General features: G+C 62.5%; 21 protein-coding genes and 2 tRNA genes. 15 read left to right on the top strand and 8 right to left on the bottom strand.

Annotation, left to right across the window (positions count from 1 at the left end; all coding sequences use genetic code 11):
* Window positions 1–1344 carry an ABC transporter substrate-binding protein gene (locus V6765_RS18380; protein ID WP_448431426.1) on the bottom strand — a complete coding sequence of 448 codons (1344 nt, stop codon included), beginning with the start codon at window positions 1342–1344 and terminating at the stop codon, window positions 1–3.
* Window positions 1345–1760: 416 nt separating this feature from the next.
* On the opposite strand from V6765_RS18380, the gene V6765_RS18375 reads away from it, so the two are divergent.
* Window positions 1761–2555: a DUF1206 domain-containing protein gene (locus V6765_RS18375; RefSeq protein WP_448431424.1), complete on the top strand. Its 795-nt coding sequence runs from the start codon at window positions 1761–1763 to the stop codon at window positions 2553–2555.
* Window positions 2556–2633: 78 nt separating this feature from the next.
* Here V6765_RS18375 and V6765_RS18370 read toward each other — a convergent pair whose 3' ends face one another.
* Both V6765_RS18370 and V6765_RS18365 read right to left on the bottom strand, forming a co-directional pair.
* Window positions 2634–3941: a mechanosensitive ion channel domain-containing protein gene (locus V6765_RS18370; RefSeq protein ID WP_448431423.1), complete on the bottom strand. Its 1308-nt coding sequence runs from the start codon at window positions 3939–3941 to the stop codon at window positions 2634–2636.
* A 197-nt stretch (window positions 3942–4138) separates the two neighbouring features.
* A complete protein-coding gene (locus V6765_RS18365) occupies window positions 4139–4750 on the bottom strand; it encodes a hypothetical protein (protein ID WP_448431421.1) in 612 nt (203 codons plus the stop codon).
* 304 nt (window positions 4751–5054) lie between these two features.
* On the opposite strand from V6765_RS18365, the gene V6765_RS18360 reads away from it, so the two are divergent.
* The 10 genes from V6765_RS18360 (at window position 5055) to V6765_RS18315 (ending at window position 19648) form a co-directional block, all read left to right on the top strand.
* Window positions 5055–6824, top strand: coding sequence for an IlvD/Edd family dehydratase (locus tag V6765_RS18360; RefSeq protein ID WP_448431419.1), 1770 nt, complete (start codon window positions 5055–5057; stop codon window positions 6822–6824).
* 219 nt (window positions 6825–7043) lie between these two features.
* Window positions 7044–8363, top strand: a complete 1320-nt coding sequence (locus V6765_RS18355; protein ID WP_448431417.1) for a nucleotide sugar dehydrogenase — start codon at window positions 7044–7046, stop codon at window positions 8361–8363.
* A gap of 7 nt (window positions 8364–8370) precedes the next feature.
* Window positions 8371–9843: a glycosyltransferase gene (locus V6765_RS18350; RefSeq protein ID WP_448431415.1), complete on the top strand. Its 1473-nt coding sequence runs from the start codon at window positions 8371–8373 to the stop codon at window positions 9841–9843.
* Between the two features lie 9 nt (window positions 9844–9852).
* Window positions 9853–11034, top strand: a complete 1182-nt coding sequence (locus tag V6765_RS18345; protein ID WP_448431413.1) for a hypothetical protein — start codon at window positions 9853–9855, stop codon at window positions 11032–11034.
* Window positions 11031–12431 carry a mannose-1-phosphate guanylyltransferase gene (locus V6765_RS18340; RefSeq protein WP_448431411.1) on the top strand — a complete coding sequence of 467 codons (1401 nt, stop codon included), beginning with the start codon at window positions 11031–11033 and terminating at the stop codon, window positions 12429–12431. Before V6765_RS18345 ends, V6765_RS18340 begins: the two co-directional genes overlap by 4 nt.
* Entirely contained in the window at window positions 12428–14011 is a 1584-nt protein-coding gene (locus tag V6765_RS18335) for a right-handed parallel beta-helix repeat-containing protein (RefSeq protein ID WP_448431409.1), read from the top strand. The genes V6765_RS18340 and V6765_RS18335 overlap by 4 nt, the downstream gene beginning before the upstream one ends.
* 1 nt (window position 14012) lies before the next feature.
* Window positions 14013–14732, top strand: coding sequence for a hypothetical protein (locus tag V6765_RS18330; RefSeq protein WP_448431407.1), 720 nt, complete (start codon window positions 14013–14015; stop codon window positions 14730–14732).
* Entirely contained in the window at window positions 14725–15771 is a 1047-nt protein-coding gene (locus tag V6765_RS18325) for an alginate O-acetyltransferase AlgX-related protein (protein ID WP_448431405.1), read from the top strand. Before V6765_RS18330 ends, V6765_RS18325 begins: the two co-directional genes overlap by 8 nt.
* Window positions 15768–18521 carry a tetratricopeptide repeat protein gene (locus V6765_RS18320; protein ID WP_448431403.1) on the top strand — a complete coding sequence of 918 codons (2754 nt, stop codon included), beginning with the start codon at window positions 15768–15770 and terminating at the stop codon, window positions 18519–18521. The genes V6765_RS18325 and V6765_RS18320 overlap by 4 nt, the downstream gene beginning before the upstream one ends.
* Window positions 18522–18547: 26 nt before the next feature.
* On the top strand, window positions 18548–19648 hold the full coding sequence (locus V6765_RS18315; RefSeq protein ID WP_448431401.1) for an alginate lyase family protein: 1101 nt from the start codon (window positions 18548–18550) through the stop codon (window positions 19646–19648).
* On the opposite strand, the gene V6765_RS18310 is transcribed toward V6765_RS18315, so the two are convergent.
* Complete coding sequence (locus tag V6765_RS18310; protein ID WP_230722757.1) at window positions 19649–20239, bottom strand: transglycosylase SLT domain-containing protein; 591 nt, start codon at window positions 20237–20239, stop codon at window positions 19649–19651.
* Window positions 20240–20450: 211 nt separating this feature from the next.
* Here V6765_RS18310 and V6765_RS18305 point away from each other — a divergent pair, with 211 nt between their 5' ends.
* The 3 genes from V6765_RS18305 to V6765_RS18295 all read left to right on the top strand — a co-directional run bounded on the left by V6765_RS18305 (window position 20451) and on the right by V6765_RS18295 (window position 21877).
* Complete coding sequence (locus V6765_RS18305; protein WP_448431527.1) at window positions 20451–20837, top strand: TIGR02300 family protein; 387 nt, start codon at window positions 20451–20453, stop codon at window positions 20835–20837.
* A 239-nt stretch (window positions 20838–21076) separates the two neighbouring features.
* Window positions 21077–21152 (top strand) — tRNA-Ala (locus tag V6765_RS18300).
* 140 nt (window positions 21153–21292) lie between these two features.
* Complete coding sequence (locus V6765_RS18295) at window positions 21293–21877, top strand: hypothetical protein (protein WP_448431399.1); 585 nt, start codon at window positions 21293–21295, stop codon at window positions 21875–21877.
* An 81-nt stretch (window positions 21878–21958) separates the two neighbouring features.
* On the opposite strand, the gene V6765_RS18290 is transcribed toward V6765_RS18295, so the two are convergent.
* Window positions 21959–23011 (bottom strand): porin, encoded by a 1053-nt coding sequence (locus V6765_RS18290; RefSeq protein ID WP_448431397.1) that lies wholly within the window; start codon window positions 23009–23011, stop codon window positions 21959–21961.
* Window positions 23012–23491: 480 nt separating this feature from the next.
* Here V6765_RS18290 and V6765_RS18285 point away from each other — a divergent pair.
* Window positions 23492–23567: transfer RNA gene (locus tag V6765_RS18285), tRNA-Ala, on the top strand.
* 30 nt (window positions 23568–23597) lie between these two features.
* On the opposite strand, the gene V6765_RS18280 is transcribed toward V6765_RS18285, so the two are convergent.
* The 3 genes from V6765_RS18280 to grxC are packed head-to-tail and all read right to left on the bottom strand — an operon-like array spanning window position 23598 to window position 25147.
* Window positions 23598–24026, bottom strand: coding sequence for a DUF1178 family protein (locus V6765_RS18280; RefSeq protein ID WP_448431395.1), 429 nt, complete (start codon window positions 24024–24026; stop codon window positions 23598–23600).
* 5 nt (window positions 24027–24031) lie between these two features.
* Window positions 24032–24880, bottom strand: a complete 849-nt coding sequence (locus V6765_RS18275; protein ID WP_448431393.1) for a carbon-nitrogen hydrolase family protein — start codon at window positions 24878–24880, stop codon at window positions 24032–24034.
* 9 nt (window positions 24881–24889) lie between these two features.
* Window positions 24890–25147: a glutaredoxin 3 gene (gene grxC / locus V6765_RS18270; protein WP_448431391.1), complete on the bottom strand. Its 258-nt coding sequence runs from the start codon at window positions 25145–25147 to the stop codon at window positions 24890–24892.
* Window positions 25148–25172: the final 25 nt, after the last annotated feature.

The raw sequence follows: 25172 nt of genomic DNA, 5'->3' as shown, positions 1-25172 counted from the left end.
TCAGTTGATTGCGCCGAGCTCCGTGTTGAGCCTTTCGACGGCCTGCTGTCCGTCGATCTCGCCGTCGATATACTGGCGCACGACCTGATTGATGATCTGGCTGTTGATCATCTTGGAGGCGAGCGCGAGCTGGCCCTCCTTCACGCCCCAGCGGTTGGCGGTTTCAAGACCGGTCACGATCTTGTCCACCGTCGCTTCCGGGTAGAGATCGGCAAGCGGGGCCTTGCGGTCGACGCCGACCGGCAGCGTCGCCCATTCCTCGACGAATTCCGTGGGCGCGTCCGCCGTGCCGCGACGGACCGGGAACTTGCCTTCCGGGGCCATCGACAGCGTGTTCATGTAGCCCTCATCCATTGAGAACTTGATGAAGTCGGCGGCGACATCGATATTGGCGTCCGCGGTCACCCCGAGATAGCGGATATCGGCCCAGGCCGCGCCATCCGGATTGGAGGGGCCGGAGAAGGTGGTGACGACGTCGGTCTTCTGCGCCAGTTCGGTGGAGGTCGGATCGTCATTGATGGTCGGCGGCGCGCTGTCGCGCAGGCCGGCGAGCTCATCGAGGATGAAAGGCGACCAGATGATCATCGCCGCCTTGCCATCGAAATAGAGCGAGCGCGACTGGTCCCAGTAGAGCTCGCCGGCGGGCGACGCATCGGCCAGCGTCTTGTAGAATTCCAGAACCTCGATCGTCTTCGCTTCATCCAGCGGCTTGAAGCCGTTTTCATCGACCGGGGTCACGCCATTGGCGAGGAAGACATGTTCCAGAACCTGGCTCATGAAGTTCTCGTCGATCTTGGTCGCTGCGACAAAGCCGTACATCTCCGGCGGATTGTGCAGCGCCTCGATCGCGGTCGCGATATTCTCGTAGGAATCCGGCGCGGCAAGGCCGTTCTCGTCGAACAGGTCCTTGCGGTAGATAATCATTTGCGTCCAGCCGTCGACCGGGACGGCGGCGGTCATCCCCTCGAACTGCGCCATTTCGATCGCGCCGGGCGCGAAGGTGTCGATGCCCAGATCATTGACGATCTCGTCGTTGATCTCGACGTCCAGAATGCCGGCTTCGGCCCAGGGCAGGACATATTGCACGGTGTGGTAGATCACATCGGGAAGGTCGCCGGCGGCAAAGGCGGCGGTGGCGCGGGTGCCGAGATCGGTCTCGGTCACCGGAATGACCTGAACCTCGTTTCCGGTCGCTTCCTTGAACTGATCGGCGATTTCCTGCTGCTTGGCGAGGCGCTCCGGCTGTTCCTCGGTGGTCCAGAAGCGGATTGTATCCGCCTGCGCCATTGTCGCGGTGCTGGCGGAAAGCGCGAGCGCGGCGGTCAGTTTGCTCAAAGTCGACATGTCAGTCCTCCCTCATTTTCAACCGGCGGCGTGCCGGGACCGAACTCCTGCGGGGCAAAAAGGCGATTGACCGGGGCGGCCCCTGTCCCGGTGTCGTTTGCAAAATCCATCATACGCGGCCCGGATCGCCGGGTCGGCGTTTCGTTTTGAAAAGAAACTATCAGACTTCACCGAAGGTGAAGCACCCTCCCTAACGCGTTGGGCGCGTCTTTTGTTGCACAAAAAATACGCCTGACCGCTTCTTAGGCAAAAATGTAGCGCCGAAAACGAGTTGGGGTCAAGGCGCAGCGGCGTTTCGGCTCTTTGCCACTTTGGTCTGATGGGGCCTAGGGCCGGTGCCCCGCGCGAGGAACAAAGCCACGGGCCGCACGTTGGCTCACTGTCTATTTACGCAAAACAGGATTGGGGAACGTTCAATGGTGCAGGGCGCGAGATGGCTGAAACCGCTGGCCCGCACGGGCTATTTTGCCCGGGGCGTAGTCTACACGATCATCGGCTTCTTTGCCATTCTGGCGGCGATCGGCTCCAGCGAGAACAAGGATACCAAGGGCGCGCTGGAGACGCTGCTCGGCCAGCCCTTCGGGGCGGTGCTGATCGCGGTGTTGATCATCGGCTTGGTGAGCTACGCGGTGTGGCGGTTGTTCCAGTCGGTCATGGATCCTGATGAGCATGGCACCAAACCGACAGGGCTTGCCGTTCGCGCCGGACTTCTGGCCAGCGCCTTCACCTATACCGTGCTCGCATTCTACGCGTTATCGCTGATCGCGTTTTCGGGCTCCGGCGGCGAGGGCGGGGGACAGTCGCCGGCGCAATATATTGCCGGCTTCATCGGCTCGCGGCCCGTCTCGCTTGGCCTTGCGGCGATCTTCGCCGGCGTTGCGATCGCCCATTGGGTGAAGGCGTTCAAGCGCAAATACGCCGATCATCTGAAGGCGTCGGAAGAGGTGATGGCTTATGTCCATCCGATTTCGATCGCCGGTTTAATGGCGCGCGGTGCGGTGTTCGCGATCCTTTCGGTCATGCTGGTCTTCCGCGGTCTCACGGCCGACGATTCCTCCGGCACGCCCGGCATCAAGGAGGCGATGGAGTTCATTCAGGGGCTTCCCTTCGGCGCCATCCTGCTCGCCGCCATGGGCGCCGGCGTCATCATGTTCGCCGCCTATTCCTTCGCCGAGGCGATCTGGCGGGAGATCAATATCGAGGATGCGTGAGGCGAGGGGGCTCTGCCCTCAATCGAAAGGGTCGATGAACGGAGCAGAGGGGCACGGGCGTACCGTTTCCCCGAGGCTCTATTCGCTTTCAAACTCGGTCGGCGCGTTCTCGCTCAGGAGGTCGCCCCGGCCGCGAGACTGGCGCTCCCGTTCCATGCGGCGCTGCAGGCTGGGGTCGATGTTGGTGTTTTGCGGAACAGCCGTTTCTTCTCGGACCTTTCTGGGAGCGGATTCGACCGGCCTTTCCTCCGTGCCGGAGAAACCGCTGAGCGCCGATTTGAGGTCGTCATCGTCGAAACGCAGGCGATAGATCGGCTCCGGCAGCGAGAAGCCGTTGGATTCAAGCGCCCGCTTCACCAGCCGCATCGCCTCGGATCGCGCCTTGGCCCAGTTTGTGCTGGACTGGTCGATCCAGCCGACGAAATAGAGCACCACATTGGAATCGCCGAGTTCCTCGATCCAGGCATCAGCCTCCGGGTCATCGAGGATGAAGTCCTGCGCTGCGATAGTTTCAAGCCCGATCTTCAGGGCCATATCGAGATCGCTGTCGGCGCTGACGCCGAGTTCGAAGGTGAAGCGGCGCTGCGGATTGACGGTGTAATTGGTGATCGCGCTCTTGAACACTGTGGCGTTCGGGATGCGGATGTGGTTGCCGTCAACTTCCATCAGGATGGTGGCGCGCGAGGTCAGGCTGATCACGAAGCCCTCGAAGGCGTCTATTTTCACAAGGTCCTTGGGCCGGAATGGCTGGCGGATCGAGAGCAGGATACTGGCGATATAGTTTTCGACGGTGTCGCGCACCGCGAAGCCCACGGCGAGGCCGACGATGCCGGCGGCGCCCAAGAGCGTGCCCAGCAGGGCGGTTGCGCCAAGAATATCGAGCGCCAGAACGCCGCCGATCACGTAGAATACGATCCGGACGACCTGGCGCAGAAGATCGGCGATGAAGGCATTGGGCGCGATCCGCGACCACGGCCAGCTTCGCGAGGCGAGATAGAGGCCGAAAACGATGACGACGACGCAAACGATGAAGGCCACCAGCAGCAGGGGCAGGTAGCTCAGCGCCTGCGCGGTCCGGTCTTCCAGCCTGTCATAGACCGGCTCCAGCCGTTCGCCGAGCGAGGTTTCGACCATGATCCGGCCATTGACGGCGACGACGCCGTCAAGGCTGCTGGCAAGCTCCCTAGCGCGACTTGCAAGCTGAGCCTCCTGCACCTCACCGCCAAGCGTGACAACGCCATAGTGCACTGACACCTCGACCGCCGACAGCCCTTCGATCTGGCTGAAAATGCCCTCAAGGCGGTTCCGGATCGCGGTGTCCGCAGGGGCATCGGCATCGCCCGGCACAGTCTGCGCGCTATCGCTCTGCGTGGGCTCTTCCGTCAATTGTGCGAGAGAGGGAGACGCCGGCGAGAGCAGGATAAGGGCGGTGACGGCTATGCATACAAGAACCCTGTTGCATCGCGCTGTCTGTTCGCCAGCGCCTGAACCGGCGCAAAACGACAAAATCCCGCGGGCGCGCCGCAGGAGGGTAGGAAAAAGGGCCCTCTGAGGGCCCTTTTGTGTTGCTTTGGCTTCCATGCTTACGGCTGCGTGCGGCGGAAGAACGGGCCGCGGAAGGCCGAGATCGCAATGCCTTCGTCACGGTGGTTGCCGCCGGCAACGGCCGCAAACCATGCGCCCGCCGCGCCGAGCACAGCGCCGGCGCCTGCCGCGAAGGCGGTGATCGTGGAGGCGGACTGCATCAGCTGCATCATTTCGGCGCTCACTTCCGGATCCGCTGCGGCAGGGGCCATGGCGGACGAGATCGCTGCCGAGAGCCCGGCTGCAAGACCCATCGCGACAGTGGCGAGCGCCCAGACGACGATGCCGTGAATGCCGTCGCGGAATTCACTCTCGTCTTCCGTGCCGTCGCCGAAATGCGAGCGCATCCGGCCTGCAACATAGCCGCCGGCGCTGGCGCTGGCGAAGGGGATGAGAACCAGCCACAGGCCCACCAGGAAGATACCCCATGTGAGGCCATCTTCGAGCGTCGGGTCGGCGGTTGCGATGCCGATCCCGGCGCCGAACTGCGTCAGCACCACTGTCAGCGCGCCGGCAACCACGGCGCCGGCGAATATCGCGCCCCATTCGATGTATGAGACGCCCGGCCTTGCAGCGGCGGTTGTTACGGGTTTGTGATCGATATCACTCATGGTTACGCCAGACCCAGAACGGACAGGATGAACATGACGACCACGATCAGACCGACGAGATAAATAATACCACTCATTTTTCTGCTCCGATTGAAATTGATATCCGGTAAAACGGCTTGACGCCGCGAACGTTCCGCAACCGGCCTGTTTTTTCGGTTCCGCGCTCCAATCGCAGGTCGTGGCAGTGCCCGGCAACGGCCTTTTTCGAAGGGAGAAAGTCGAAAATCTGCAAGAAGTCCGTGGACCGGGGCGGAGAGTTTCGCCACTTTGCGGCTGAGGAAAGCTCTATCGGGAGAACAATGAAATGTCGCATCGCCGCCTGCGTTCACAAGACTGGTTCGACAATCCGGACCATGCGGATATGACCGCGCTCTATCTCGAGCGGTTCATGAACTATGGCACCACGCCGGAGGAGCTGCGCTCTGGCCGGCCGATCATCGGCATCGCCCAGAGCGGCAGCGACATCAATCCCTGCAATCGCCACCATCTCGATCTCGCGCGCCGGGTCCGCGACGGCATTCGCGATGCCGGCGGCATTCCGATCGAGTTTCCCTCGCATCCGCTGTTTGAAAACTGCAAGCGCCCGACGGCGGCGCTCGATCGCAATCTCGCCTATCTCGGTCTCGTGGAGATCCTTTACGGCTACCCGCTGGACGGCGTGGTGCTGACGACCGGCTGCGACAAGACCACGCCCTCGGCGCTGATGGCCGCCGCAACCGTCAACATTCCGGCGATCGTCTATTCGGGCGGCCCGATGCTCGATGGCTGGCATGAAGGCGAACTCGTCGGCTCCGGCACGGTGATCTGGCGCTCGCGGCGCAAGCTTGCCGCCGGCGAGATCACCCGCGAGGAATTTCTGGAGGCAGCGCTCGATTCTGCCCCGTCGGTCGGCCATTGCAACACGATGGGCACGGCTTCGACGATGAATGCGCTGGCCGAGGCGCTCGGCATGTCGCTGACCGGCTCGGCGGCGATCCCGGCGGCCTATCGCGAGCGCGGTCAGGTGGGCTACCGCACTGGCCGTCGCGCGGTGGAGCTCGTCAACGAGAATATCCGCCCGCTCGATATTCTCACTCGCCGGGCTTTCCTCAACGCCATCCGCGTCAATGCCGCGATCGGCGGCTCGACCAATGCCCAGCCGCATTTGGCGGCAATCGCCCGTCACGCCGGCGTAGAGCTGAAGCCGGAGGACTGGCAGGATTATGGCTATGACATACCGCTGCTTGCCAATGTCCAGCCGGCCGGCAAGTATCTCGGCGAACGCTTCCATCGCGCCGGCGGCGTGCCCGCGATCATGTGGGAACTGCTGAAGGCCGGCAAGTTGGACGGCGATGTGCCAACCGTCACCGGTGCGGCGATGGCCGACAATCTCGACGGGCGCGAGGCTGTCGATCGCGAGGTGATCCTGCCCTACGCCAGGCCGATGCAGGAGCGCGCGGGCTTTCTGGTGATGAAGGGCAATCTCTTCGATTTCGCGATCATGAAGATGAGCGTGATATCCGATGCATTCCGTGAGCGTTATCTCATGGAACCCGGCCATGAGGGCGTGTTTGAGGGCAAGGCCGTGATCTTCGACGGCTCGGAGGATTACCACGCCCGCATCAACGATCCGGCGCTCGATATCGACGAGCGCACCATCCTTGTGATCCGCGGCGCCGGGCCGCTCGGCTGGCCGGGGTCCGCCGAGGTGGTGAACATGCAACCGCCGGACCACCTCATCAGGAAAGGCATCACCAGCCTGCCGACCATCGGCGACGGACGCCAATCCGGCACGGCCGACAGTCCTTCCATCCTCAACGCCGCGCCGGAAAGCGCTGCCGGCGGCGGCCTCGCCTTCCTGCGCGATGGCGACACGATCCGCATCGATTTCAATCAGGGGCGCTGCGACATGCTGGTCGACGACGCCGAAATCGAGAGACGCAAGACCGAGGGCCTGCCGAAAGTGCCGGACGACGCGACGCCGTGGCAGCGGCTCTACCGCCAGACGGTGACGCAGCTTTCCGACGGCGGCACGATCGCCGGCGCCGAGGAATTTCGCGATATCGCCCGCCGCCTGCCGCGCCACAATCATTGACGTTTCGCGCGGAAAACCGCCGGCGGGTTAAAAAACGGTCATGAATACGGTATCTTTAGAAATTGCGGATACAGCTATTGACAATCGCGCTGTTGCCTTTTTCCGGACGGTGCAGCGTATTGGCTCGACCGCGCGGGCGATGCGGTTGAATCAAAACCGTCAGAGTGTGTTTTCCGGGCGCGAAAATGCCCCGGACGTTCAGACCCAAAGGAGGGTCATGTGGTACGAGTAAGCGTGTTTGGCATCGGCTATACCGGCACCGTTTCAGCGGCCTGCCTCGCTGAGCAGGGTCATCAGGTGGTCGCGGTCGATATTGACGCCGCCAAGGTCGCCTCCATCAATGCCGGGCGTACGCCGATCGTTGAGGAACGTCTCGATGAGCTGGTCTCGACCAATCACGCTGCCGGCAGGCTTTCGGCGACGACGGATATCGCCGAAGCGATCCTGGACACCGACGTCTCGATCGTCTGCGTCGGCACGCCCGGCGAGGAAACGGGGGAGATCGGACTTTCCTATGTCACGGCGCTCTGCCGCTCCATCGGCGCGGCGCTGGCTGAACGGAAAGGCCATCACAGCGTCATCCTGCGCTCCACGCTGGTGCCGGGCACGATGGAAAGCGTCTGCGTGCCGGAGCTTGAGCGCGCCTCGGGGCTGAAGGCCGGAACGGATTTCGGCGTCGGTTATTTTCCGGAATTCCTGCGCGAGGGCACCGCTGTCGCGGACTATTTCGAACCGTGCCTGATCGTCTACGGCGCAATGGACGCGCCGACGATGGCGATGCTGCGCGAGCTCAATGCGAGCCTGCCGGGCGAACATCACGCCGTCGACATGAAGACCGCGGAGATGATCAAATACACCAGCAACAGCTGGCGTGCGACCAAGATCACCTTCGCCAACGAAATCGGCAATATCGCCAAGAGCGTCGGCGTCGACGGGCAGGCGGTGATGAAGATCCTGTGCTCGGACGACAAGGTGGCGATGTCGCCCTATTTTCTGCGCCCGGGGTTCTCCTTCGGCGGTTCATGCCTGCCCAAGGACCTCAGGGCGCTGCGCTTCCTCGCCAATTCCCACGATGTGGCCGCGCCGCTGCTTCAAGGCGTGCTTCAGGCCAACGAGAACCAGATCGCCCGCGCCGAGGCGCTGGTTAAGAAATTTGAGGGGCGCACCGTCGGCATGGTCGGCATCAGCTTCAAGCCGGGCACGGATGATCTGCGCGAGAGCCCGCTCGCGGCGCTCGCCAGCCGGCTTCTGGATGGCGGCTACGAGGTGAAGATCTACGATCCATCCGTCAAGGCGGCCTATGACGAAGGCATGAGCGGGGCCGGCCGCGGCAATGACAGGATCGGCGATCTGCGGGAAAGGCTCGTCGGTGATTTGAAAGACCTGATAGCGTTGTCAGACATCCTCGTGGTCGGCCATCGCTACAAGGAAGCTGTCGAGCCGCTTTCCGCGCTGATCGGCGACAAGCCTATGGTCGATCTCGCCCGCATCGCGCCGGGCGTGGTGACGGGTGATGGCTATGAGGGGATCTGCTGGTAGGAACGGGATGCTCTATCATATCCTCTACATATGCACGGCCGTGAATATCGCGCTTTTCGCAGCGCCGAACGTCGTCGGCAAGTCCGGCACGCTCGCGCTGACGATCGGGGTGCTCGGCATCTGGCGCTATTCCTGGGGGATATTGAATTTCATCCGCGCGAAATATTACATGCACTTCGCGTTTCCCCGCCGCCGCCGGCGCGCGGAGGCGCTTTATGCCGCGCAAACCTATCGGGCACACGCCTTCTTCCTGGTGACCACCTACAAGATCGATCCGGCGATCACCGCGCCGGTTTATCGCTCGATCTTCGAGGCGGCGCGCAATTCCGAGGGCGGCGCGACGATTGTCGCCTCCGTCGTCGATGCAAGCGACATCCGCCTGATCAAGGCCGTCTTCGCCGGCTCCGATGCCAGCCGTTGCGGTACGGTCTCGCTGGTGTTTGACCGGATCGCGGGCACCGGCAAGCGCGATGCGCTGGCGACATCGCTGCGCACCATCCGGCGTCTCAATCCGACGCGTCACGACATGATCTTCCTGGTCGATGGCGACACACGGGTGCCGGCGTCTCTCGTGGCCAAGTCGGCGCCTTTCTTCACCGACGAGAAGATGGGCGCGCTCACCTCCGACGAGGTCTCCGATGCCACCGGCGGCCGGCTGTTTCAGGACTGGTTCCACCTGCGCTTCGCCCAGCGCCAGCTCATGATGAGCTCGATGGGGCTCAGCGAACGCGTGCTGACCCTGACGGGGCGCATGTCGGTGTTTCGCGGCGACCTTGCGACCCAACCCGGCTTCATCAGCGGTGTGCAGCACGACTTCATCGATCACTGGCGCTTCGGGCGGGTGAATTTCCTGACCGGCGACGACAAGTCGACATGGTTCTGGCTTCTGAAGCACGGTTACAAAATGGGCTATCTGCCCGATGTGAAAACCGTGTCCGTCGAAACCCAGCCGCGCGACAGCTTTTATGATTCCGCGATCGTGCTGATGCGGCGCTGGTTCGGCAACACGCTCAGGACCAGCAACCGGGCGCTGGCGCTGCCGGCCAGCCGGATCGGCTATTTCACCTGGTGGTCGATCCTGGACCAGCGCATGTCGATGTGGACGACGCTTGCAGGTCCCTGCGGCATGCTCTTGGCGGCCTATGTCTTCAACCCCTACGTCTTCCTCGCCTATCTCGCCTGGGTCATGGCATCGCGCTATATCATGTGCACGATGATCTCGACCTTCCGGGCCGGAGGGTTTCCGGTCACTTACCCCTTCCTTCTCTATTTCGGCCAGATCGGCGGGGCGCTGGTCAAGACATATGTGCTGTTTCGCCTCGACCGGCAGAAATGGACCCGCCAGAACACAGCAACCGGAACGGCCCGGCAGAAGAAGGGCCTTCTCGGATCCGACGGATTTTCTTTGTATCTTCACGCGCTCGCAGTAGCATGGCTGATACTGGGCATGATCTGGTTCGTCGATATTTCGGGCGCTTAGGAGCTTCGCATGCTTATGGAACATCACCCGAACGCCGATACCGACCTCGAGGAATCCGCGATCGAACTGCCCGACAACGGCCATGACACCGATCACCCCTCGATCTGGATGCCGTTTTCGGTGTTCATCGATGGGCATGAATTGGAAGGCATCGGCGTTTCGCTTGTCGCTGCCTATGTCGGCGGCTGGCATGGCGGGGACATGTCCGGCCATCGCGTGATCGCCCGGTTTAGCTTCCAGTTCGAAGGCTATTCTGTCGTGCTGCCGATCGAGGTGCGCGCCGAGCTGGAATCGGCAAGCGGCGGCGTCTACAAGCTGGTCTTCCTCAATCCCACCGGCCCGCATCTGGCGCATCTGCGTTACCTGATGAACGCCTATCTGGCGGGCGATCTGGTGCAGATCAACGAATTGCTGCGCGTGCCGCCGGAAGCGCGAACGAAAAATGTGGCCGCGCCGCCGCCGCGCAGGAGTTTGCGCGAAAGGATGCGGCGGATGGCGGGCGCGGGAATGGTGGCGGCCCTGACGCTGGGCCTGATCGCGCTCACGCTCTACACCATCCATTACCACATCTTCGTCCACCGGGTGCCGGGCCTTGCCACCGTCACGCCGGCGGGGCTGCCGCTGACGGCGCCTGAGGCCGGGCAGATCGCCTATGTCGATCAGAGCGCCGGCGAGGGAGACGTGGTGTTCTCGCTGCAGTCGGCGCGCGGCGGCATGCTGAACTTCTCCAATCCCTGTGATTGCAGGATCGTGCTGACCGAAAGCGGCGCCGTCGGCGCCACCGTTCTGCCCGGAACGCCGATCGCCTATGTCAGAACCGACGATTCCGGCCCGACGATCAAGGTCACGATGCCTGACGATCTGGCGAAACTGCTGCTGTTCGGCGCGGAAGCCCATGCCTCGCTGCCGAATGGCGACGACCTGCCGCTGACCGTCAAGGACGTCAAGGCGGAGGACGGCGCTTCGGGCACGACGGCGGCGGTGACGTTCAGCGCCGCGCCCGATGCCCTCACCGCAGACGATATCGGCAAGACGGTGGCGCTGACGGTGACCAGCAAGCCCTATGCGAATTTCCTGGAGAGAATCCGGACCCGTATTTCCCGGCTCACGGCCACAAAGGAACTGAGCGAACGGGCCAAGGCCTGGCCGCTGATCGGCAACGCGCAAGCTGCGACGGAGAGGGGCCGATGAAGCCTGTCTATCCGCTCATCATGTGCGGCGGCATCGGCATGCGTCTGTGGCCGCTGTCGCGGGCGGAGACGCCGAAGCAGTTTCACCGCGTTGCCGGGCGGGGATCGCCGAGCTTCTTCCAGGCGACGGTCGAACGCCATGCCGGTGCGGGCTTTCACGATCCCTATGTCAGCGTAAACAGCCGCTACGAAACGCTAGTGCGGGCGCAGCTTCACGCGATCGGCCGCACGGGCGAACTGATGATCGAACAGAGTTCACGGCACACCGGCCCGGCTGTGCTGGCGGCCGCATTCGCCATCGAGGCCCGCGACCCCGGCGCGCTGATGGCCGTGCTGCCGTCGGACCATCTGATCGACGGGGATTTCGGCGCGGTGGTGCTTTCGATGCGCGAGGCAGCCGAGAACGGGCGCATCGTGCTTTTCGGCATCCGTCCCGCCTACGCCGAAACCGGCTACGGCTATATTGTCGATGATGGGCCGAACGATCGTTTCGAGGGCGCGCGCAATGTGTCGCATTTCATCGAAAAGCCGCCGCGCGAAACGGCCGAGACGCTGATCTCGAACGGCAACGCCTATTGGGCGTCGGGCGTCAGCCTGTTTCGCGCGGATGTGCTGATTTCGGAATATCAGCGTCTCGATCCCGAAACGACGGAGACCGTCCGGGCGGCGGTGGAGCGGGCTGCGCGGGAGCCTGGCCGCACCGTTCTCGACGACCGCTGCTTCCGCGAGGCCCATGCCGCGGCAACCGAAAGCGTCGTGTTCGAGCACAGCGACCGGGTGCTGATGGCGCCGGCTGATATATCCTGGAACGATGTCGGAAGCTGGCGCTCGCTCTACGAGATCGGCCGGAAGGACGGCGATGGCAACGTGCTGAGCGGCGATGTCGTGCCGGTGGATACCGGCAATTCCTACATCCGCGCCGAGGATGGCAAGCTGATCGCGACGATCGGCGTCGACAATCTCGCCATCATCGACACCGAGGACGTTCTGCTGGTTGCCTCGCTTGAGCGCACCCAGGACGTGCCGCAGGTGCTCTCCGCGCTCAAGGAGCACAAGGGCGAACTGACCAAGCCGAAATGGGCGCATTCGGGAACGCCGTTGAAGACCGGTCCCGGTTTTCGCCTCGCCGAACACGAGATCATACCGGGGGCGGCGCTGACGATTGCGGCAGAGGAGAGCCGCCGCCGGGTGCTGACGGTCTGCGCCGGACATCTCCACCTGGAGCAGGGCGGGAGCCGGCGAAGCGGTGAGGCCGGAGACAGCTTTGCCATTCCCGCCGGCCATGGCGGCGTGCTGCGCAATCTTGGCGATGTCACCGCGACGCTGATCGAACTGCAATATGACGCCGACGACGTGAACGACGCGCCCTTTCTGGCGTCCGGAGGCGAGGCAAGATGATCCGCGTCGGGCGCGTTTATGGATGTTGCGCGGCTTTGCTGCTGCTCGCCTTCGCGCCTGTTGCCGACGCGCATGATCATAATCGCCTGGCCGAGATCAACCGCAATGCCGACAGCCTGCTCGAGACGCTGAAGAGAGACGCGGCGGGCATCGCGCCGACGCTTGACGCGGCGCGAAAGCTGCTGGACGAGGCCGGCGTCAAGCCCGCGCGGCAGCCCTCGGAGCCGGTCACCCGATCCGCCGAAGCGGGCGAAAGCGCGGCTCTCCCCGCCGAATTCGACACGGTGCTTTTCGCGCCGCTCCTGCAGCAGGTCGCGCTGGAGACCGGCAATCTCGGTCACCGCGAACTGCTGGAGGCGGCCTCGCCTTCGGGCGGACAGGCGCTGTTGCTGAAGCGCGGGTCGTTTACGCTCGCAAGCCTTGCCGATGCCTTGGCCGGCGACAGCGACGGCAACGGGCTTGCGGCCGCAGACAATGGTTACCGCCTCACGCTGCCGCTTTTCATTTCCGAAGGTGCCGCGCTTGCTATGACGAAGGGCGACCGGCTGGAGATGGCGACGGAGAGGGGCGTCTTCATCATCAATGAGGGCCTGCTGACGATCCGCGATGCCGAGGTGAACGGAACGGATGCTGCGCCGAGGGTCGTCGATTTCCATCCCTTTATCCTGACGGTGCGCGGCGGTCGCGCGGAGATCGAAGGCAGCCGGCTTTCCGGTCTCGGCTATGACGGCCAGCCGCTGATGAGCGGCATCAGCTTCGCCTCCAGCCGCTTTGCCGGAAAACGCAGCAGCGGTCGCGTCACAGGCAATATCCTCAAGGATATCCGCTCGGTGGAAGTGACCGGCGTTGCCGATTTCCGTTTTTCCGGAAACCGGATCGATGGCGCGCGCGGCATCGGGCTCAGGCTCGAGCGGGCCGATCAGGGCGTCATCAACGACAATCTTATCGTGGCGAGCGGACAGCATGGTCTGCTGATGATCGGCGGCAAGAACACTGTGGTGAGCGGCAACGTAATGGCGGAAAACACCGGTCGCGGCATATTCGCGCGCGACGGCGTCGGCCATGCAACGATTGCGAACAACGTCCTTTTGGCAAACGGCGTTGAGGGGATTTCGGTCGCCGGCGGGGCCTGTGTCGATATTTTCTCCAACGCCGCCATTCGCAACCGAGCTGACGGCATTCGCGTGGCGCAAAGTCTCGGCGTTCGCATTTCCGGCAACCTGCTTGCCCGCAACCAGGGGGCGGGCATCGCCGTTACCGACGCGATCTCTCCCGACGACGAGACCGAGATCACCAACAATATCTTCCTCGCCAATGTTTCCGGCATTTCAGCCGAGCGCTTCTCGGGTCTGCTACTGCGGCAGAACGACTTGGCGAACCAGTTGCCGGTGATCTTCGCCGGCGCGCTGCAATATGAAACGCCGCGCTACCTCACCTTCCTGCGCGCTCTCGACAAGGCGTCCGATGCCGGTTTTCGGATATCGGCCGACGCTTCCGCGCCGCCATCGCTTTTCCGCGGCAATCGCGGCCAGTTCCGTCTTGCCGATTTCACCGGCTGCCACCCCGGGGAGGGCGAGTGATATGGCGAAGGCCCATGCGATTTTTGCCCTGTTGATGCTCTTGCCCGCCATCGCTTTCGCGGGCGACGGATCGGTCCAGACAGCGGCCTCGATCTACGACAATGCGCCGCGGCTCAAGGATATCCGGGCGCGGATCGTCGCCGATGAGCCTGTCACAATCACGGAGCTCCAGATTCTCGCCGATGTCGGCGATGGGCTGGCCGCCTACCGGCTCGCCCAGCGGCTTCTCGCGATGAACCGGCCGGAACTGAACGGCAAGGCGGCGCACTATCTTGCGATCGCGGTGAATGATGGCCGCACTTACGCCGTGCCCCCGCTGTTCGATATCCTGTCGGACCGGACGACCGATATTTCGCCGGTGCGGCTCGCCCATATCGAAAACGCGCTCAACCGCCAGGCGAAGGCCGGAGAGCCGGCATCGGTGATCGCGCTGGCGCGGCTTTATTTGCAGGGCTATCCGTTCGGCGCAAAGCCGGAGAAAGCCAAGGCGCTGTTGCGGGCCGCCGTCGACCAGCAATTTGTCGATGCAGCGCTCGCCTTGCAGATGGCGATGCTGATTGCCTCCGCTGCGCCATTGACAACGGAGGATGCAGCGGCGGTGCGCGCCTATCTGCAGGTGGCGCAGCAAAGCCCGGATATTGGAACGCGCACGGCGGCGGAAAACCTGCTGCGCGCATTTGCGGAACCGGAAGCTCTCTCGGGGGAGGATGAGCATGGATAGAGTGAAAACGATAGCGGCATTGTGTATCGCGGCCGGGCTTGGTTGCGGCATTGCCCATGCGGAAGAGGCGCAGTCGCTGTATGGCTGCACCAATCTGGCGGAGAAGGGCGAACCACAGGCGCTGGAGGGCAAGGACGGGTATTTCTTCACCGTGATGGACGATATCGCGATGAAATCAGTGGCCGATCCGGCGCTGGCGGAGAGCGTCGCGGGGTTTTCGAAGGCCCTGAAGGCGCAGGGCACCATTCTGGTGTTCGTGCCCATTCCCACGCGCAGCCAGGTGCTCGCCGACAAGGTGCCGCAATCGGCCTGGCTCTATGGCTATAAGGAAAACATAAACGCCGAAATCTATCAGGAAGCGATCAAGCGGCTGAATGATGCCGGCGTGGTCACGGTCGATCTATTGACGCCGCTGAAGGCCAAGGCCGCCGGTGACAGCCCTGTCTACCAGAAGGCCGATCCGCTGTGGACCACCGAGGGCGCGCGACTTGCCGCAGAGGCGATCGCGCAGAAGGTTACGGCCATGCCGGAGTCGCGCAAGGCCAATCTGATGACCTTCACCACCACAAAAGGCGAGGATTACACCCGCCGTTCGGACCTGCGCGAGGCGATCCAGGTTCATTGCAGCGAAAGCCTGCCGCCGGTGACCGAAACCCGCTACGAGACCGTGGGCGAGGAGGCCTTTGCCGCCGACCGGCCGTTCAATATTTTGGGGTCGGATGCGCCGGCGCCGATCGTGCTTGTCGGGTCGCGGTTTTCGGCTGATGGCCAGAGCCACTTCGACGGGTTTCTGAAACAGTTCTCAAGCATGGATGTCGATAACCGGGCGAGCGCGTCGCGCAGTCCATTCAAATCGATCACCGACTATCTCCGGTCCGGCGATTTACAGGCAAAGCCGCCGCTGTTCCTGATCTGGGAAGTGCCGCCCGGCAGCAATCTCGCAAGTTTCGGTCCCGAGCCGTGGGAGACGCTTAAGACAAGCGCTGCCAGCGATTGCGGACCGGACGGCTGCGGCGCGGCGGCGAAAGGAAACGAATGACGCGGTTCAGCATTCCCGGATTGCGATACACCGGACGCGCTCGCGCCCGGTCACTACTGTTGGCGCTTGCGCTATCGGCGGCTGCGCCGGCGGCGATGGCGCAGCAGCCCGTCATCGATTTCCGCCCGCCCGATATCGAGGCGGCTAAGGTGTGCGCCGACCGCAAGTCCAACGACGCGCTTGAGCTGCAATGGTCGAACTGGAACGGCGGCCAGTTGCCGAGCGGCGTCGAATATCGCGATCTTGACCGGGAACTGATGCGGCTTCGCAATATCGACGCGAACAAATATTTCGACACGGTGAAGGCCGCTTATGACCTGCGCCGCCAGGAAGACCCCTATTACAGCAGGGCGGCCTATCTGCTGGATGTCGTGGCGCTCTACGTCGAGGCCGAGCGGTTCGACGAATTGAAGGCGACCGGCTTCGTCACGGAACTGGAAACCATCGGGCCTTCAGCGACGCCGGGCACCATCAACTTCCTCGCCGACCTTTATCTTGAAGGCAAGGCGGTGCCGCAGGATATCGATCGCGGCATCCAGCGCAAACTTCAGGCAGCCTATAACGGCGATCCCGACGCGGTTCTCTATCTCGCCGAAAAGACCAGCAAGGGGGAGGCGGTTCCGGGCTGGGACATGGACCCGCAACTCGCCTTCACACTCGGCTTTTCCTCTCTGCTTGGCAATCTCGACAATGCGATCTGCGGTCGGGTGCGCCGCATCGCGCGAGCGTTCGAAAGCGGGGACGTGATCGCGCAGGACCATGCGCTCGCCGAGGCATGGTATCGTTTCGCCGCCGATCTCGGCGACGACCAGTCCGCCTGGCAGACGGCGCGCTATCATCTTTCCGGCGAGGGCATCGCGAAGGATAACACCACGCTTCTGCGTTACCTCCAGCAGGCCTTCGACGCCGGCATCGTTCCGGCGCAGGTCCAGATGGCGAAGCTCTACGAGGAAGGCGACCTGGTGCCGCCCGATCCCGGACGGGCGATGGCGATCTATGAGGAGCTGACTGCCGAAGGGGAGCCCGTGGGCTACGAACGCGCAATCCAGCTCCTGGCGCGCCGTGGCCTCGATACCCCGGAGGACCGACAGAAGTATCAGGACATGCTTGAGGCCCTGACGAAACTTCCCGATGCGCCGGGCTGGGCCTTTTCCAGACTCGGCGCGCTTACCCAGGAACAAAACGGCCTGTGGACGGATCAGGAAGCGAGCCGGCAATTGTTCGAGGCGGCCGCGGCGCGCGGCGATGGCGAAGGCAGGCTTCAACTCGCCCGTCTCTATCTGCGCGACGGCGACGAGCAGGATCGCCTGAAGGCCATCGGAATGCTTGAGGACCTGATCTCCACGGAAGCCAAACCGGGCGCGATCGACGCGCTGAGGAATGGGCTTCTCTGCAAGGCGCCGGATGGGCCGCAGATTGCCGCGTGGGCGCGGTGGAAATCGCTCGAAAGCGAGGACTGGTGGCGGCTGTTCGAGAACGCGACAGAAGCGCAGCTGACCGACAAGGCCGACGCCTTCGCCGATCTGCAGGCCTCCGCGATCGCTGGCAGCATGAAAGATGCCGGCGGCGTCGCAGCCATCCTGACCGAGCTTGAACCGGACCGCGTCGACGAGATCGTCGAACACTGGCGGGCCCTCATGCGCGATCATGAGGGCGGAGAGGCCAGCGTTCTGGAAGGCGCCTATACCGCGGTTGATACCGACGCCCGCCGCGAGAAGATCCGCGCCGCGCTGCAACAGCTCGCCGATGGCGGCGACATTGCCGCGATGGCGGCGCTCGCCGAAATCTACATGAATGAAGGCGATGCCGCATCGCTCACGAAAGCGACGGCGCTGGTCGAGGGCGCCGGCGGACGGATGAAGGGCTCTGCCCTCTGGCATCTCGACGATGCCTACCGGGAGGCCGGCAAGGGCCGATACCAGCCGTCCGAGACCCTGCTGAACGAGATCGCCGCCTTTGGCGATTTCGAGGCGCTTCTGTTCGCAGCCGACAGGGTGACAAGCGACGACCGGCGGGACTTCTATTACGGCCGTGCGGAAATGATCATGCCCTGCGATATCGATGCGCTCGGCGTGAAGGCCGGCTACGCGCTGGACGCGGGACGACCGGACACCGCTGACGAGGCGCTCACGGTCGCGTTGGCGCTTTCGCCTGAAGAGGGCTGGCAGCAGGTGAAGCTTGGCGATATCTACCTGACGCTCGGTTCGATTGCCGATCGCGAGGCAGCTTTCAAGCTCTACACGGAGGCCTATGAGCAGGGCTACAGGCCAGCCGCGTGGCGGCTTCTTGACTGGTATTCCGATCCGGGGAGCCGGTTCTATCAGGAAGACGACCATGTCAAGCTTCTGACCGAACTGCTCAACAGTGCTGCGCCCGACGAGCTTTACAGCATCGCCAGCCGGTTGAAGAAGGCGCCGGACAGCGTAAAGGCCAAGGTCAGCCAGGTTTTCGACTTCAAGGATGCCTATCGTCAGGCAGCAGGCACGGGCAATCCCGTCGCCATGCGCGAACTCGCCAAGCTGTTGCGCAATGACGGCTCCGTGGAAAGCGAGAAGAGCGAGGCGATCGATTGGCTGGAAAAGGCCGCCAAGGCCGGCGATGCCGAGGCAATGCTGATGCTCGCTCAGGCTTATGCCTTCGGCGTCGGCGTTGAGCAATCGGCGGAGAAGGCCAACGAATGGCTGAAGGCGGCGGCCAGCGCAGGCGACGAGACCGCCGCCAACCTGTTCTCCGGCCTGGAATCAAACTGAATACAGCCAACCGAAAGGCTTGCGATTTGCCCGAGATTTTATCGTTCCCCTCGTTTCTGCGACAGACCGGTCTTCTGCTGGCCGGCGCGTCTTTCCTGGCGCTCGCAGGGTCTACGGCCCTGGCCCAGGAGGGCGAAAAGGCGTGTCCGGACTTTCCGCGGCCCACGGTAACGCTCGATTACGGCAGCCGCTATGACGAAAGCAGCGCCGATCGTTCAGAGCTCGATGAGGAAAGCGACGCCGCAGTGGATGCGGCGCTGAAGGACGCCGATGATTTTATCCGGGAGATCGCCGTCCTTGCCAATGACGCCCAGGCCAATCCCGGCGTGGCGGCGGCCAACGCCGCCTGCGTTATCAACGGCGTTCATGCCTGGGCCGCGGCCGATGCCTTCGGTAAGCTGGAGAGCGACAACGCGAAGATGACCTATGCCGCCCGTGTCGGCGGCATTGCCAGCGCCTACCGCCAGGTGCGAGATCTGGCCGATGGCCTGACCGAAGAGAAGGCGACGATAGAGGCGTGGCTGAAGAAGAATGGCGATTTCCTGATTGCCTATTGGGACAATGATGCCCCGCCCAAGGCGAAGCTCGGCAATCTGCGGCTATGGGCCGCCTATGCGGTGACGGAAATCGCGCTGATCGTAAAAAGCCAGGATTACATCAACTGGGCCTTCGCAAGCCACCGCGCCGTGCTGGAAACGGTCGCCGAGGATGGCAGCATGCCCTATGAAATGCGCAGGGGAAAATACGCGCTGCATTATCAGCTTCATGCGCTCGCGCCGCTGTCAGCTTCCGCCGCGCTGATCTGCCACAATGATTACAGCTATACCCCGGACGAGGAAGCCGTGATTACCAAAGCTGTCGGCTTCGCGCTCGCCGGGATCGAGGACCCGTCGAAGGTTGCCGAAATCGCCGGCGTGCACCAGTCGGTGCCGCAGGGGCTTTCCGAACAGGAGCCGTTCACGATTGCATGGCTGGAGGCCTATCTGAGCCTTGTCAGCGATGGCGATCTCGACCGCAAGCTTGCACCGCTGCGCCCGCTTTCCAATTCGAAGCTCGGGGGTGATCTGACCCTGCTTTATCGCAACAACCCGGCCATGCAGCCGGGATGTTTCGGGAAGCAGAAGTGATCAGGAGCAGCGCCGAAGCTGTGCCTCGTAGATCTGGGTCATCTTCTGGGCGCGCGCTGCGCCGCTCTTGGCCACCGGCCGGTTCTTCCACACGCCGCGGGAATAACCGCTGTGGCCGGAGTGATAGGCGAGGTAGAGATTATAGGGATCGTTGAGCGCGATGCCGTTCCGGATATGGCTCTGATAGTGATACCAGGCGATGAAATAGATCGCATCGCCGAAATCCGTGCGGCTTGCGCCGCGCTGGCCGGCGCGGGCTTGATATTCCGCCCAGGTGCCGTCCAGCGCCTGCGAATAGCCGAGCGCGCTGGAGGCGCGCGGTCCGGGGATGAAGCCGAGGATTTTCTTGCGCGGCGGGCGGGCATGGGAATCGAAGGAGGATTCGACATAGATCGTCGCCATCAGCACCGACACAGGCACGCCGTAATCGCGCGAGGCCTTTTCGGCATCGCGGCGCCAGTTTTCAAAGATTCCGTTCTTCTGCGCGAAGATCGCGCAGCTGTTCCCGACATTGCTGACCGTGGTCGAGCAGGAGGCGAGCGCGGCAAGCGAAATCACCGCAAAGAGCGTGATGAGGCGACGAATAGACATGGAACCAGCATCTACCCGGCAGGATTTAAGAAAGGGTTCTTAAAAATGGTTAACGTCGAAATTGGAGGTTTTTGCCAGCTTGCGCCGCTGTCCGGAAAACGATGAACTTAGCCTTTGACAGACGGACGGCATGACGATAAGGGACCGCCTGATGCAAAAGCGCACAGGCGCTGGTGATGCCAGCCTTCAACCGCAACATGAGAGGTCGATCGTGGCGAAAGCGGAACTCGGAACCAAAAGAACATGCCCGGATACGGGCAAGAAATTCTATGACCTGAACAAGGACCCGGTGGTTTCGCCCTATTCGGGCGGTTCGTGGCCGCTTTCCTATTTCGAGGATACCGCCTCGATCGCGGTTGTCGAAAGCGAGGAAGAGGAAAACGACGTCAAGGAAGTCGATACCGAGGAGGGCGATGTCGAACTGGCCTCGATCGAAGCCTCCGACGACGACAGCCCCTCCGACAACATCCCGGGCGACGATGACGACGATGTCGACCTCGATGACGATGACGACGATACCTTCCTCGAAACCGACGATGACGAAGACGACGACGTCTCCGGCATTATCGGCGTCTCGGACGATGACGACGACAGCTGACGCGACAGCAAGCGGTCTTTGACGATACAGGCGACGCCGGGTCAACGCGACCCGGCGTTCTGTTTTTATAAGACGTGTCGGGCTTCGTTTTTAGGGCAAGTCGGGCGGCGGATCGGGCCCAAGGGATTTTTTTCAGGGCTTTGATTTTTTGGGGCTTGCATCGTGCGAAAAACCACAGTAACAAGCCGCCACCCGACGCGAAAACGTCGCTTCGCACCGCCCCGGCGGTCTCGAAGATTGGGGCTATAGCTCAGCTGGGAGAGCGCCTGCATGGCATGCAGGAGGTCAGCGGTTCGATCCCGCTTAGCTCCACCAAATTTCCTCGTTTCAGGATTTAGTCAGGCTTTTCTGCCGCCGGATGCGCGTGTTGCTTGGCGAAATCGGATTGCCCGGTCAATGCGCTCGCTGCGCAACGCTTGTCGGAACAAGCAAGCCTATCGGGCGTTTCCGTGTGCATGAAACACACAGCATATTCCGCCATATGCGCCCTCGGTCTCATCGTCATGCTTTCGGCATGTTCGCCCGGAGCAATGCCGCCGGATGATGCGGGTCAGGTTCGTCCGGCGACGGTCCCCGTCAATGCGCCGGTTTCCGGGAAGGTGCGTTCGGAAAAGATCATCGGGCTTCAGGGGCTTGGCGATCTTCGGCTCGGCGCGCCAGTGCCCGCCGGTTCCTCATTTGCCGAGCGCGGGGCTCAGACAAGCGATTCCTGCCGCACCATAACCTCTCCGGATTATCCGGGCGTCTACGCGATCGTCACCGATGGCAAGGTGATGCGCATCACGGTCGGATCGAATTCAGACGTCAGGCTCGCGGAAGGTATCGGCGTGGGCGCGAGCGAGGCGGAGGTGCGGAGCTGGTTCGGCGGCTTTCGCGAGAAACCGCACAAATACCAGGCAGCGCCGGCAAAGTATCTGACCGCGCCCAATGCCGAAAGCGGCGAGCCGGCGGTGCGTTTCGAAATAGGCAGTGACGGCGACGTCATGCTGATCCACGTCGGCATCATGCCAGTTTTGGCCTATGTCGAGGGGTGTGCCTGATGCCTCCTTGGACTTCCTGAAACGCAAAAAAAAGCCGCGGCGGGCTGCCGCGGCTCTCGTCTCCGATGATTGCTTCGAAAATCAGAAATCGCGTTCCAGACGCAGCCAGCCGAACCAGTTCTGCTGGTTCCAGTCCTCGTCGATAAAGGCATAGTTGAGGTTGGCGCGGACGTGGAAATTGTCGACCACTTGCCAGTCCGCCGTGGCGCCCGCTTCCCAGAAGGCCTTGTCGTTGCTGGCGACATTGTACTGGGTCTGCGGCGCCAGAATCAGGTTTTCCGTGACGTTGAAATAGTAGTTCGCGGCCACCGCGTATTTCATGTAGGTGCCGGCAATTGGTGAATCGTTCCAGTTGTCGGCGGTGAAGTCTGGCGCGTAGGAAATGAAGCCGCTTTCGTAAAGACCGGCGATTTCAAATGTGCCGGGGCCGATGCCGATGCCTGCCCAGGGACGGATGGCGTAGTTTTCGCTGTCGGTGTCATAGGCGACATCGAGCTTGATATAGTTCGAGTCGGAGGGCGCCCAGGCAATGCGGCCCGACAGGCCGAGCTTCGGGTCGTCGCTATTGTCCTTGGTGAGCGCATCGAGTTCGAGCGCGATCTGGAAACCGTCCGAGGGGAAGTAGCCGAGACGCATCGCATTGTAGCGGCTGACATTGTCGATATTGTCGAGTTCGCCCCACAAATCCTCGTTCCAGAAACCCTTGATGTAACCTGCCCGGAACTGAACGGCGTCGCCAATGTCGATATAGGCCTGGTCGAACTTGAAGTCGTCCCCTGACCCGTTGGAATAATAGTAGAACTCGGGTGTCATCACCGAGGTCAGCGTGCCGAGTTCGGTGTCGGTCTTGGCGGTAAACTGGAGATTGGCCTTGACGTAGGGGTACCAGTCGCTGTCATCGGCGGAGCCGGTCTGGATGCCGCCGAACTTGGTCTCGAAGCGGACATAGCCGTCGATGCTGAGGCAGGTCTCGCTGCCCGGAATGTAGAAATAGCCCTTGCCGAAAGCGTCGCAGACTTCGACATAATTGGCGGGCGCCGGCTCGATCGCCATCACGGGATCCGCGGCCCGGGCCCCGGTGGCGGAAAGCGCCAGCAGCGAAGCGGAGCCAATAAGCAATACGTTGATCTTCATGAACGGAATCTCCAACAATTGGAACGTAATGTGAATGCAGGTCGCCACGACGCACTCGTTGTTATTCGATCAACCGATTATTGGCGATTGCGTGCCCCACTATACGTTTACGAATTGTTAAGGCAACTGCCGAGCGAGGAGACTTCACACGGTTGACGCGCATTCGTCCCGGTTTCGCCTCGACTGTGTTGATTGCGCAACTTTTTGAGGCCGGTTGCTTTACAAGCGATAGCGATATCAAGCGGAAACTTTAAAAAATATATATAAAACAGTAATTTGCTTGTCATCCTGCTCCATTGCCGGATGGCTGCAATTGAGAGTGGCTGGGCCGCCCGCGGCGCAAGCAGGCATTCGCCGCGCCGCCGGACGGGCGCGGTTCAGAAGCTGGACCGTTCAAAGCGGACCGATTTGCAACCGAGAAATTCGTATCCACGACGCTTGCTCCGGGCGCTGGATTGGAGTATCAGCGCTGATGTCATTGGGGCCGTAGCTCAGCTGGGAGAGCGCTGCAATCGCACTGCAGAGGTCGGCGGTTCGATCCCGCTCGGCTCCACCAAATTTCTCCGCGATCACGAAAATTTTCCGCTCAGTTCTTGTCGTCCGGCAGGATTGGGAGCGGCATGATCTCGATGCCTTCCTCCAGAAGGTCGCGCACGTCGTCCGCATTGGCTTCGCCGATAATGCCGCGTTCCTCGCTCTCGCCGTAATGAATCTTGCGGGCTTCGTCCGGGAAGCGTTCGCCGACATCCTCGGCATTGGCGCGAATTTCGGCGACGGCCTTGCGCAGCTTGTCCATCGCCTCGCGCTGGGCCTTGTCGACCAGGGCGGCCTTGCGGCTTTCCTGCTTGCGGGCGGTGGTGACCTGCGGGGCCATCAGGCTTTTGGAAACTCTGGCGGAATTGCAGACCGGACAGGTGAGGAAACCGCTTTCGACCTGCTTGTCGAAATCGGCGCTGCCGGCAAACCAGCCATCGAAATCGTGGCCGTTGTCGCAACGGAGGGAATAGTGGATCACGGCCTTCAGACTTCCGCAACAGCCCGCGCTTCTTCCAGGGTGAAGGCGCGGATATTCTTCAGGTTCGGCACCTTGCCGCGCGCCGCCGTCACGGCGTCGGTATCGATCTCGGCAATGATTGCGGCCTCGCCCTCGTCTCCGGCCTCGGCGATGATCTTGCCCCAGGGGTCGACGATCATCGAATGGCCGAAGGTCTCGCGGCCGTCCTCGTGCGTGCCGGCCTGGGCCGCCGAAATCATGTAGGCGCCGTTTTCGATCGCCCGGGCGCGCTGCAGCACATGCCAGTGGGCAAGGCCGGTCTGCTTCGTGAAGGCGGCGGGCGCCGTCAGAACCTCGGCGCCGGCAAGCCCGTAGGCGTTGTAGAGATCGGGGAAGCGCACATCATAGCAGATGCCGAGACCGATCGCGGCAAAGGGCAGGCGGGCAAGCACGGCCTTTTCGCCGGGACGATACACCGCGCTCTCGCGCCAGCTTTCGCCATTGTCGAGATCGACATCGAACATGTGGATCTTGTCATAGCGGGCGAGAATATCGCCCTTGGGAGAAAACAGCAGCGCGCGGTTGGCGATCATGCCGCCATCAAGCGCGATCGCGGTCGACCCGATGTGGAGGTGAATGCCGTGTTCGCGGGCAAGTTCGGCCGCGGTCTTGACGATGACATCGTCCGCCTCCGGCTTCAGCACGTCCATCAGTCCCTTGCGGTTCTTCTGCACCGCGCCGGTCATCTCGGGCGTCTGGATATAGATCGCGCCATGGCCGGCGGCCTCGCGCACGAGGCGGGCAAGCGTTTCGGCGTTCTTTTCAGGATCGGTGCCCGAGCGCATCTGCAGGGCGGCGGCCTTGAAGCGGGTCATCGTGTTTTCCTATGCGGCAAGCAGCGGATCGAGCTGGCCCGCCGCGTCCAGAGCGTAAAGATCGTCGCAGCCGCCGATATGGCGATCGCCGATGAATATTTGCGGGAAGGTGGATCGGCCGCCTGCGCGGTCGATCATCTTGGCGCGGACATCCGGCGTCTCGGTGGCGTTGTATTCGGTGTAGGCAACGCCCTTCTTGTCCAGCAGCGACTTGGCGCGGGCACAGAAACCACAGAAATCGCGCGTATAGATGTCGATATTGGCCATGTTCGCTCGTGCCTCCTTGTTTCAG

The sequence above is a fragment of the Martelella sp. FOR1707 genome, assembly GCF_053484265.1.
The sequence above is the reverse complement of the archived record's forward strand: the minus strand, read 5'-3'. Positions and strand labels throughout refer to the sequence as shown.